Source organism: Streptomyces sp. NBC_01294 (assembly GCF_035917235.1).
In the GTDB taxonomy this organism is placed as follows: Bacteria; Actinomycetota; Actinomycetes; order Streptomycetales; family Streptomycetaceae; genus Streptomyces; species Streptomyces caledonius.
Window position 1 is genome coordinate 705,005 of sequence record NZ_CP108423.1, and the last position, 10,602, is coordinate 715,606.

The window sequence follows — 10,602 nt, forward strand, 5'->3', positions numbered from 1 at the left end:
AGCGCCCCCGGAGCGGCCTGCGAGGTGTGTCCCTCCTCGGACCCGTCGCGATTCCCGACGCGCACGTGAGCCCCTGCCAGATCGAGCGCGGCCAGGACCTTGCTCACTGTCCAGCCGGCGCCGCGGACGCGATCCGCGCAGGCCGGCAACCACAGCTCGGCCGCGGCGGCCGTACGCGACCTCTCCCGTCACCGGCCGGTGGTCACACCTCCCAGGTGACCGGGAGGCTCTTCACCCCGTAGATGTCCGCGGTCTCCGGGCGCAGGGCGACGTCTTCGGCCGGTACGGCCAGGCGCAGCGTGGGAAAGCGCTTGAGCAGCGCGGAGAACGCGACCCGCATCTCGATGCGGGCCAGCTGCGCGCCCAGGCACAGGTGGATGCCGTGTCCGAAGGCCAGGTGCCCGCCGGACTCCCTCCCGAGGTCGAGCGTGTGGGGATCCGGGTACCGCTCGGGGTCGCGGTTGGCGGTGTTGTACGACAGGACGACCGTCGTGCCGGCCTCGATGGTCTGACCACCCACCTCGACGTCCTCCAGCGCCGTCCGCATGAACGACTTGGCGACGCTCAGATACCGGAGCAGCTCCTCGACGGCCTGGTCGATGAGCGCGGGATCGGCGCGCAGCGCCGCCAGTTGCTCCGGGTTCTGCAGCAGCGCGAAGGTCCCGAGGGACAGCATGTTGGCAGTGGTGTCGAAGCCGGCCGCCAGCAGGATCAGGCTGATCCCCTGCAGCTCCTCATCGGTCAGGTCGCTGTCGGTGAGTTCGCTGAGCACGTCGTCGGTGGGGTTCGCGCGCTTGGCGGCCACCAGTTCCGCGAGGTAGGTCTGGGTCGCGGTGTAGGCCGCCATCAGCTCCTCGTCGCCCGTCTCCCCGTTCATGAATTTGTCGATCTGTTCCTGGAAGGAGGCCCGGTCCTCGTACGGCACCCCCAGCAGCTCACAGATGATGATGGTGGGGATGGGCTTGGCGAACGCGGTCACCAGGTCCGCCGACGGCCCCGCCTTGTCCATGGCGTCCAGGCAGTCGGTGGTGATCTGCTCGATGCGCTCGGTGAGCAGTCGCATCCGCCGCGCGGTGAACTTGCCGACCAGCGGCTTCCGGTAGCGGCTGTGCTGGGGGTCGTCCATGAGGAGGAACTCGCCGGGCGGCGCCGGAGGGATCTCGAAGTCGACCACGTTCAGGAGGTCCTTGCGCGAGCTGAACCGCGGGTCGGCCAGGACCGACCTGACCAGGTCGTATCCGGTGATCATCCAGCCGGGTTTCCCGCCGGGGTGGGTGTGGCGGCTGATGGGGCCGTGCCGGCGGGCGTCGATCAGCTCTGCCGGAGGGTCGAAGGGACAGCCGGACGGACGCTCCGTCGGCAGCGTCGTAACAGTGTGGACCGATTCATCCATGACCATTCCTCACCTCGCGATAGTGCGTGTTTGATACAACTCGAAAGCTACGTTGCATTCAGGATTGCTGCAATCCACTGGAACGCATAAGTGCAGGTGAAGAGTGCCAAATTGATGCAATGACGCTGCGCTCGAATGCAATGGCGCGTTGCACTGAGTGGCGGCGAAGGCAATACTGGCGGCATGCCTGGAGGACGGTTGACCCAGCAGGAACGCCAGCGCATCGCGGCCGGACTCACCGGCAAGCTCTCCTACGCCGAGATCGCCAGGCGGCTCGACCGGCCGACCTCGACGATCAGCCGGGAGATCGCACGCAACGGCGGTCCCGGCGGCTACCGGCCCCAGCAGGCGCAGCTGGCTACGGTCCAGCGGGCGCAGCGCGGCACACCAGCACCCCCACGCGCGGCCGAAGCGCCCGGCGGAACGATGGAAGAGGAGATCATCGAGCTGGCGGTCAGATCGGGACTGCCGAGGATGACAGCACGCGTGCACGTCGACCTGTTGCTGTCCGAGGACGGCAGGCGCACAGCAGCCGAGCTGACCCGCAGACTGAAGGTCAGTCCGGCCTCCGTCTCCGTAGCCGTGAACTTCCTGGTCGAGCATGGGTATGTCCGGCGCGAGCGCGATCCGCAGCGGCGTCGCGACATCTACGTGGTCGACGACGACGCCTGGTACCACTCGATCGTGATCAGCTCGCGGCAGACGCTCGAGGCAGCGCGGGCCTCGACGGCCGCGGCGCAGACGTACAGGCCCGAGAGCCCCGTGGGTCAGCGGCTGGCCAAGGTGGGCGCGTTCCTGGAACAGGTCAGCCTGGACATGCTGGAGTCGGCCGACCGATGCCGCCGCCTCCTGGCGTGACGGGTCTCAGCGGGACCGTCTGGTCCGCCGGCGGACCAGTTCCTGCCGAACGTCACCGACCCATGCCATCTGACCGGCCGGCACCGCAGCGGCACGGCGGGTACCTCTGGTTCCCCGCTGGCGTCGACAACATGACCCCTGAGACGCTCGTCCGCCCTCCCGCGGTTGGCAACGGTCCACTAGGGCGCGGCCCGGATCCTTGTACGGCGCGAAACGCCGGAGGGCTACCGCAACCGGGACATCGGCGGCTAGGGCCGGTAGACGAGCTCGATCACCATCGCTGCGATGACCGCCCAGACCCCGATGCCGAGCAGCCACAGGGCATCGAGGATCGCGCCGGTGGCGATGACGGTCAGGCCTGCCGCCCCGAGGACGAGTACGGTCCGGCGGACGGCGCGATCGGGGCGCCAGGAGATGGTCACGACAGCGAGCATCCCTCCGGATCCGCGTGGGGGCGAGTATCCGGAGGGTTTCCTGTCGGCATCTTGGCACTGATGTCAGCCCGCGTGGACGTGGGGACGGCGGGCGCGGTCCGGTTCGGCCTCGCGGATGACCTCGCGGGTGACGGGGGCGACCTCGCCCTGGCCGAAGAGGAAGAAGCGGAAGAAGTTGGCGAAGGGGTTGCCCTCGGTCCACTCGAAGTAGATGTGGGGGCGTTGGCCGGTCTCGTCCCGGACGTGGAGGAGGAGGGCGGCCAGAGCGTTGGGGATGCTGGAGCTCTCCAGGGTCAGGACGCGGTAGCGGTCGTGCAGCACTTCGCCGCGTACGCGCATGCCGGATTCGAACTCGGACGCGTCCAGGACGGTGACCTCGACGAACATGACGTCGTCCCCGGCGGGGATGTCGTTGTCCGCGCGGATCTGTTCCTTCTTCTGCCGGTACTCGGCGAGGTCCCGGTTGTCGGGCTCGTTCGCGATGAAGCGGATCGTGCGGTTGGCGGTGTCACGGATGAACCGCTGTGCCATGTCGTCGAACTCGATGTGTGTGACACGCAGCTCGAAGACCCGCGCCAGGCGGGACAGCAGGGACAGGGCCATGATGCCGGCGATGAAGCAGGCGCCGATCTTCACGCCGTCAGGGCGCTCGACGATGTTGACGCCGGTCGTGTAGATGAAGACGGCCGAGATGACGCCGAAGCCGATGGTCCAGCCGCGCTCCCCCGCCCGGCGGGCGGCGATGGTCACGGCGACCGCGGCCGAGGTGATCAGGACGAGGACACCGGTGGCGTACGCGCCACCCTGCGCGTCGACATCGGCGTCGAAGATCCAGGTCACCAGGAACGCGACAAGGGTGAAGACAATGACCATGGGGCGCAGCGCTCGCGCCCAGTGGGGCGCCATGCCGTACCGGGGCAAGTAGCGCGGCATCAGGTTCAGCAGACCGGCCATCGCCGACGACCCGGCGAACCACAGGATCAGGATCGTGGAGATGTCGTAGACCGTGCCGAAGGCAGAGCCCAGGTACTCGTGGGCCAGGTACGCCAGGGCCCGTCCGTTGGCCTCACCACCTGGCTGGAATTGTGCTGGCGGAATCAGCAGCGTCGTGATGAAGCTGCTGGTGATCAGGAAGACGCTCATGATGATGGCCGCGGTCGTCAGCAGCTTCTTCGCACCGCGGATCCGGCCTGCCGGCTTGTCCTCGGTGTCATCCGGGTCGCCCTTGACGTGCGGCATTACCGCCACGCCGGTCTCGAAGCCGGACAGGCCGAGCGCGAGCTTCGGGAACACGATGAGGGCGATGGCGACCATCATGAGCGGGTTGCCGTGCTCGGTGGTGAGCGCCTCGGTCCAGTCGGTGACGACATGCGGTTCGGCGGCCACCTCCCACAGGCCGCGCGCCACCACGACAACGTTCAGGCTGAGGTACGTGGCCACGAGGACGACTGCGACGCCGATGGCCTCGCTGAACCCCTTGAGGAACACCGCCCCGAGGAGCGCGATCATGATGAGGGTGATCAGCACCTCGTGACCGTGCAGAGTGCTCGTGAGGTGAGGGTTCTCCACCAAGTGGGCGGTCGCGTCCGCCGCCGACAGGGTGATGGTGATCAGGAAGTCCGTCGCCGCGAACCCGAGCAGGGTCAGGACGAACAGCTTGCCCTTCCAGAACGTCAGCAGCCGCTCCAGCATGGCGATCGAGCCCTCGCCGTGCGGGCTCTCCTCGGCCACTCGCCGGTAGACCGGTAGCGCGCCGAAGAGAGTGAGCAGGACCAGCACGATGGTCGCGAGCGGCGACAGCAGCCCGGCCGCCAGCGCCGCGATGCCAGGCTGGTATCCGAGGGTGGAGAAGTAGTCCAGACCCGTCAGGCACATCACCCGCCACCAGGGCCGCCCGTGGGGCCGGGCCGCCGCCTCCTTGGCGGCGGGCGAACTGTTCTCGGCGGTCAAGCCTTCCAGCATCCACGCGCGCAGGCGCGAGGAGCGGGCCGGGGTGGCCATCGTGGGGAGCTCCTGTCGTACGGCAAAGAATCAGCCATCGACACCGACGGCGGAGCAAGCGTACGCAGATTGATCTCATATGCCCGCGGCTGAGGCAATCCTGACGCGTCCTTAACGCGAACAGAGCCACCTGTGGCGTAGCCGCAGTGTTCCCGAGGTCAGCCGAGGCCGGGAATGGTGGACACCACCAGGTCGATGAGCTTGATGCCCACGAAGGGCAGGATCAGCCCGCCGAGGCCGTAGACACCGAGGTTGCGGCGCAGCAGGTCGTGCGCGGAGGCGGGCCGGTAGCGGACACCGCGCAGGGCGAGCGGGATGAGGGCCACGATGATCAGCGCGTTGAAGATGATCGCCGAGGTGATCGCAGAGGTCGGACTGCTCAGGCCCATGATGTTGAGGGCTTCGAGCCCCGGGTAGGCCGCGGTGAACATCGCCGGGATGATCGCGAAGTACTTCGCGACATCGTTCGTGATGGAGAAGGTGGTGAGCGCACCGCGGGTGATGAGGAGCTGCTTGCCGATCTCGACGATCTCGATGAGCTTGGTCGGGTTGGAGTCCAGGTCCACCATGTTCCCGGCCTCCTTGGCGGCCGAGGTACCCGTGTTCATCGCCACGCCGACGTCCGCCTGCGCGAGCGCCGGGGCGTCGTTCGTACCGTCACCGGTCATCGCGACCAGCTTGCCGCCCGCCTGCTCCCGCTTGATCAGCGCGAGCTTGTCCTCGGGCGTCGCCTGGGCGAGGTACTCGTCCACCCCCGCCTCCGCGGCGATGGCGCGGGCCGTCAGCTCGTTGTCGCCGGTCACCATGACCGTACGGATCCCCATGCTCCGCAGCTCCGCGAACCGCTCCCGGATGCCTTCCTTGACCACGTCCTTGAGGTGGATGATGCCGAGGACCCGCGGCCCGTCCCAGTCGTGGACCGCCACCAGCAGAGGGGTCCCGCCGGATTGGGAGACCTGGGCGGACCATGCGGCGGCCTCCGCCTGTACGGTCCCGCCGCGCATCACCACCCAGTCCATGACCTCCACCACCGCGCCCTTGCGGATGGCGCATCCCGCGCCGTTGTCCCAGCTCAGGTTGACGCCGCTCATCCGGGTGCGGGCGCTGAACTCGGTGAAGCGGGGGTTGCTGAGGTCCTCGGCGGCGGCCGGCTGGAGCCCGTACCGCTGGGCCAGGGCCACGACGGACCGGCCTTCGGGGGTCTCGTCGGCGAGGGAGGACAGCTGGGCGGCGTCGGCGAGCTTGGTGTGGTCGATGCCCGGGAGCGGGATGAAGGCGGCGGCCTCGCGGTTGCCGTGGGTGATGGTGCCGGTCTTGTCGAGGAGCAGGGTGTTGATGTCACCCGCGGCCTCGACGGCGCGGCCGCTCAGCGCGATGACGTTGCGCTGCACGAGGCGGTCCATGCCGGCGATGCCGATCGCGGAGAGCAGGGCGCCGATCGTGGTGGGGATGAGGGTCACCAGGAGCGCGACCAGTACGGTCGTGGACTGGGCGGCGCCCGCGTACGCGGCCATCGGCTGGATGCTGACCACGATCAGGATGAAGATGACGGTCAGGGCGGCCAGCAGGATGTTCAGCGCGATCTCGTTCGGGGTCTTCTGCCTGGACGCACCCTCGACCAGCGCGATCATCCGGTCGATGAAGCTGTTCCCGGAGCGCGAGGTGACCCGTACGACGATCGAGTCCGACAGTACGGTCGTGCCGCCGGTGACTCCGGACCGGTCGCCGCCCGACTCCCGGAGCACGGGGGCTGATTCACCGGTCACCGCCGATTCGTCCACCATCGCCGCGCCGTCGACCACGTCCCCGTCGGCCGGTACCGGCTCACCCGCTTCGACGAGGACGAAGTCGAAGGGCTGGAGCTCGGCCGGGGTCACCACCTCGGTCTCGGCGTGGCGCAGGTTCGTCCCGTACGTCCAGCGCTTCAGCCGGAGAGCGACGGTGTCGGTACGCGCCTTGCGCAGCGACTCGGCCTGGGCTCGGCCACGGCCCTCGGCGACGGCCTCGGCGAGGTTGGCGAACAGAACCGTCAGCCAGAGCCAGACGCTGATCACCCAGGTGAAGACGGACGGGTGGATGAGCGCCGAGAGCGTCGTCAGGACGGAGCCCACGGCCACGACGAACAGCACCGGCTTCTTCACCAGTTCGCGCGGGTGGAGCTTGGCGACGGCCTCCCGGGCGGAGGTGGCGAGGAGCTCGGGCTCCAGCACGTTCACCTGGCCGGAGCGTTTCCGGGACGGCCGGTTGAGCGGGGTCCGCGGAGGGGTCCCTAGACCCGGGGGCACGTGCTGCGCGGCGGCGGGAGGCATGGGGAGGAGACCTTCTGGTGAGTTCGGCGGGGCACCCCTGCCGGGCCGGTCGGCACGCGGCGGGTGCGGGTGAGAGGTGTCGCCGCCGGGGACTGTCTCGCATGGACCCCCTCGGCCGTCATGTGAGTGGTCGAGGTCCCCGGCGGCGCAACAGGCAGGAAACTACTGCCCGTGCCAGCGGAAATCCCCCTGTGGGCAGGGGATTTGGCACCTTCTTGACGGCGGCGCACAAGACGCATCAAGCCGCCGTCAAGGGCACGTCAACGCGCGTCGGCCGTGATGCGGAAGCGAAGTCGGCAGATGACGGCGTCGGTGTCGCGGCGTACCGCGTGGGCGACCACGGAGCCACGCTGGTTCTGCAGCATCCGCTGCCACAGGTGAGTGGGTTCCGTTTCCGGGATGAGGACGGTCACCTGGGCATCCGGGTGTTTCTGCATGAGCTCGCGCACGTACGCCGACACCGGCCGGCCGAGCGAGCGGGTATCGGAGGCGACCTCGATCAGCTCGATGCCGGGCTTCCACAACTCCCAGTCCCGGCGCAGCGCTTCGGCCGCTTGCCGGTCCTCAGGACCGGTGTGGGTGACGGTCACGGCGAGGACCTCGTCGCCGAGCGAGCGGGCCGCGGTCAGCGCCTGACAGGTCAGTCGGGACAGCCCCGACACGGGCACGACGATCAGAGAGCGGGAGCGCTGGGGCGGCTGCGGGATGCGGCCGAGCTCCAGGCGTGCGCCGATCTGGGCGTAGGCCCGGTTGACCTTCTCGAAGCCGAGGACGATCAGCGGCAGGGCGAGCACGATCAGCCAGGAGCCCTCGGTGAACTTGGTGGCGGTCACGACGACCGCCGAGACTCCGGTGAGCAGGGCGCCGAAGCCGTTGAGGCCGGCCTTGGCCTGCCAGCCCTTGGGGCGTTCGCCGTACCAGTGTCGGACCATGCCGACCTGGCAGATGGTGAAGCCGACGAAGACGCCGATCGCGAAGAGCGGAACGAGGGTGTTGGTGTCGCCGCCTGAGAACACCAGCAGGGCGGCGGACACGAGGGCCAGCCACACCACCCCGTGCCGGTGTACCTGGCGGTCCGCCTTGAGGGCGAAGACGTGCGGCAGGTAGTTGTCCCGGGCCAGCAGGCTCATCAGCACGGGAAGCCCGCCGAAGGAGGTGTTCGCGGCCAGCGCGAGCAGCACCATCGTCGCGAACTGGACCACGTAGAAGGCGAGGTTGTGGCCGAAGGAGGCGTCCGCGAGCTGGGCCAGCACGGTCACCCCCTCGACCGGCTGGAGGTGGAAGCGGCCGATCAGGACCGAGAGGCCGATCAGCATCACGCCGAGCAGGGCGCCGAGGGCCACCTCGGTCCGCTGGGCGCGTCGCGCGGCCGGGGCACGGAAGGCCGGCACCGCATTGGCGACGGCCTCGACGCCGGTCAGGGCGGAACAGCCGGCCGCGAAGGCCTTCAGCAGCAGGAGCGCGCCGACCCCGGTGGCCCCTTCGCCGAGCGCGGAGGCGTGGCCGGCGGCCGAGGCGGTGCTGACCGGGCCGTCGCGGAAGAGACCGACCGCCACCATGGTGAGGATCGACCCGACGAACACCGCGGTCGGTACGAGGAACGCCTTGGCGGAGTCCACGACCCCGCGCAGGTTCACCGCCGTGACCAGAACCAGGACCCCGAGGCAGATCCACACCCGTTCCCCGTACAGCTCGGGGAACGCCGAGGTCAGCGCCGCGACGCCGGCGGTGACGGAGACGGCGACGTTCAGGACGTAGTCGAGGATCAGCGAGGCCGCGGCGACCAGGCTCGTGCGCCGGCCGAGATGCTTCTTGGCGACGGCGTACGAACCGCCACCGTCCGGGAACGCGGCGATGACCTGCCGGTACGAGGCCACCAGCACGGCGAGCAGAGCTGCGATCGCGAGGGTGACGGGGAGGGTGAACCCGAGGCCGTAGGCACCGGCTGCCGCCAGGACCAGCACGATCGACTCGGGCCCGTACGCCACGGAGGCCATCGCGTCGAGCGACAGCGCGGCCAGGCCCTGGAGGGCGGTCAGCCGGTGCCGGTCCCCCGCCTCGTGAGGCGTCCGCACGCCGGTATCAGGAGGTTCCTCCGTGCCCGGTGCCTGCCCGGCCGCGGTCGTCTTTCCCATGTCTATGGCCATCTTCGCTGTTCCTCCGATTGGGCAAAGTGAGGACAGCGTCCGGATGGCGTGGCCGCATGACCAGTGCTCTTGGCGAATTCCATATGACCGCCGCGCCACTCTTCACGTGCTCCTGACGCCGGGGCCGCAAAGTCGTACGAGGTGCGTCAAGATCTCAACAGGGCACGTGGCTCCTTCATCGGCCGGGGGCACGCTTGAAAGGCGCGACACACGTCCGCCGAAGTCAAGGGAGTACACGCTGATGAACGCGGAAAACGTGGTCGGGCTCATCGTCGCCGTCGCTCTGCTCGGCTACCTCGTGGCCGCCCTGATCAGGCCCGAGAGGTTCTGATTCAAGACCGCCCCGTCCGGACGGGAGGCATCACATGTCCGGATCCTCGCACCGCCTGCACGACCGTGCCGTTCTGCTCGCCGCCCTCGTGGTGCCGTTCCTCGTGGCGCTCGCCCTCGTGCCGTTCCGCACGGGCATTTCAGCGACGAACGAAGCTCTGATCATGGTCGTCGCGGTGGTCGCCGTCGCCGCGCTCGGGACCCGGGCGGCCGGGGCGCTGGCCGCACTCTCTGCGGCTGCCTGGTTCGATTTCTTCCTGACCAGGCCCTACCAGCAGTTCGCCATCGCCGACCGTGATGAGATCCAGACGGCTGTCCTCCTGCTCGTCGTCGGCCTGATCGTCTCGCAGCTGGCCGTTCGGGTACAGCGGCTCCGGACGGTCGTGGTCACTGACGCCTCGCATCTGTCGAGCCTCCAGGGAACCGCCCGTCTGGTCGAGGACGGCGCCTCACCGGAAGCGGTGGTCGAGTACGTGCGTCGGGAGCTCGTGAGCCTGCTGGGGCTGCGCGGCTGCCGCTTCGAATACGGCAGGCTGCTCGGGCACCGGCCGCGCCTGGAGCACGACGGTGGCTTGTGGTTGCGCAGCCGCAGCCGGATCGTCGAGTACGCCGATTGGCCGGACGGAGAGACCGAGCTGCGCGTCGTCGGCGGCGGGCACTACTACGGCCGCTTCCTCCTCGATCCGCTCCCGGACCGTCCCCTGCCTCCCGAGGAGGCCCGCCTGGTCGCGGTCGCGCCGGCCGCTCAGGCCGGTGCCGCGCTGGACACGGCCGGCCTCTCCCACCAGGGCTGACCGGCGGTTCGCGACCACTCGCGTATGCGCCGCGTTAAGAGTTCCCCTGCTTCCGTATGGACCCCATCAAGGTGTCTTAACGCCGGGATGAAGACACGGTTATCTCGACATCGGCCATCTGGCCGATTCAATTCCTTCCTCATTCATCCAGGAGCTCACGGTGGCCGATCTGGCCTTCGTCGTCACCACGGTCGCGGTCTTCGCGCTGGTGGCTCTCATCGCCCGGGGGGTGACCAAGCTGTGAACGCCGAAAACATCATCGGCCTCGTCGTGGCCGTCTCCCTGCTCGGATACCTCGTCCTCGCGCTTGTGTACCCGGAGAGGTTCTAGCCACCG

Annotated in this window: 9 protein-coding genes; 4 read left to right on the top strand and 5 right to left on the bottom strand. The window is 68.9% G+C overall.

Annotation, left to right across the window (positions count from 1 at the left end; translation table 11 throughout):
• Positions 1 to 202: 202 nt before the first annotated feature.
• The gene (locus tag OG534_RS03475) at positions 203 to 1,393 is read right to left on the bottom strand and encodes a cytochrome P450 (protein ID WP_326586589.1); all 1,191 of its coding nucleotides are present in this window, start codon (positions 1,391 to 1,393) and stop codon (positions 203 to 205) included.
• A gap of 183 nt (positions 1,394 to 1,576) precedes the next feature.
• Between OG534_RS03475 and OG534_RS38640 the strand changes: the two genes are divergently transcribed.
• Positions 1,577 to 2,251: a helix-turn-helix domain-containing protein gene (locus tag OG534_RS38640; RefSeq protein WP_442807027.1), complete on the top strand. Its 675-nt coding sequence runs from the start codon at positions 1,577 to 1,579 to the stop codon at positions 2,249 to 2,251.
• A 248-nt stretch (positions 2,252 to 2,499) separates the two neighbouring features.
• On the opposite strand, the gene OG534_RS03490 is transcribed toward OG534_RS38640, so the two are convergent.
• From OG534_RS03490 to OG534_RS03505, 4 genes are all read right to left on the bottom strand, one after another.
• Positions 2,500 to 2,673 carry a hypothetical protein gene (locus tag OG534_RS03490; protein WP_237545442.1) on the bottom strand — a complete coding sequence of 58 codons (174 nt, stop codon included), beginning with the start codon at positions 2,671 to 2,673 and terminating at the stop codon, positions 2,500 to 2,502.
• A gap of 75 nt (positions 2,674 to 2,748) precedes the next feature.
• Complete coding sequence (locus OG534_RS03495) at positions 2,749 to 4,686, bottom strand: APC family permease (protein WP_326586590.1); 1,938 nt, start codon at positions 4,684 to 4,686, stop codon at positions 2,749 to 2,751.
• A 158-nt stretch (positions 4,687 to 4,844) separates the two neighbouring features.
• A complete protein-coding gene (gene kdpB / locus OG534_RS03500; protein WP_326586591.1) occupies positions 4,845 to 6,995 on the bottom strand; it encodes a potassium-transporting ATPase subunit KdpB in 2,151 nt (716 codons plus the stop codon).
• Positions 6,996 to 7,255: 260 nt separating this feature from the next.
• A complete protein-coding gene (locus tag OG534_RS03505; protein WP_326586592.1) occupies positions 7,256 to 9,142 on the bottom strand; it encodes an APC family permease in 1,887 nt (628 codons plus the stop codon).
• Between the two features lie 241 nt (positions 9,143 to 9,383).
• Between OG534_RS03505 and kdpF (OG534_RS03510) the strand changes: the two genes are divergently transcribed.
• The 3 genes from kdpF (OG534_RS03510) to kdpF (OG534_RS03520) all read left to right on the top strand — a co-directional run bounded on the left by kdpF (OG534_RS03510) (position 9,384) and on the right by kdpF (OG534_RS03520) (position 10,596).
• A complete protein-coding gene (gene kdpF, locus OG534_RS03510) occupies positions 9,384 to 9,473 on the top strand; it encodes a K(+)-transporting ATPase subunit F (protein ID WP_326586593.1) in 90 nt (29 codons plus the stop codon).
• A gap of 34 nt (positions 9,474 to 9,507) precedes the next feature.
• Positions 9,508 to 10,266 carry a DUF4118 domain-containing protein gene (locus tag OG534_RS03515; protein ID WP_326586594.1) on the top strand — a complete coding sequence of 253 codons (759 nt, stop codon included), beginning with the start codon at positions 9,508 to 9,510 and terminating at the stop codon, positions 10,264 to 10,266.
• 240 nt (positions 10,267 to 10,506) lie between these two features.
• Positions 10,507 to 10,596 carry a K(+)-transporting ATPase subunit F gene (gene kdpF, locus OG534_RS03520; RefSeq protein WP_033223114.1) on the top strand — a complete coding sequence of 30 codons (90 nt, stop codon included), beginning with the start codon at positions 10,507 to 10,509 and terminating at the stop codon, positions 10,594 to 10,596.
• Positions 10,597 to 10,602: the final 6 nt, after the last annotated feature.

Coding starts and splice junctions, on each gene's coding strand:
- kdpF (WP_326586593.1), top strand. CDS start 9,384: ATGAACGCGGAAAACGTGGTCGGGCTCATCGTCGCCGTCGCTCTGCTC.
- OG534_RS03515 (WP_326586594.1), top strand. CDS start 9,508: ATGTCCGGATCCTCGCACCGCCTGCACGACCGTGCCGTTCTGCTCGCC.
- OG534_RS03495 (WP_326586590.1), bottom strand. CDS start 4,686: ATGGCCACCCCGGCCCGCTCCTCGCGCCTGCGCGCGTGGATGCTGGAA.
- kdpB (WP_326586591.1), bottom strand. CDS start 6,995: ATGCCTCCCGCCGCCGCGCAGCACGTGCCCCCGGGTCTAGGGACCCCT.
- OG534_RS38640 (WP_442807027.1), top strand. CDS start 1,577: ATGCCTGGAGGACGGTTGACCCAGCAGGAACGCCAGCGCATCGCGGCC.
- OG534_RS03475 (WP_326586589.1), bottom strand. CDS start 1,393: ATGGATGAATCGGTCCACACTGTTACGACGCTGCCGACGGAGCGTCCG.
- OG534_RS03505 (WP_326586592.1), bottom strand. CDS start 9,142: ATGGCCATAGACATGGGAAAGACGACCGCGGCCGGGCAGGCACCGGGC.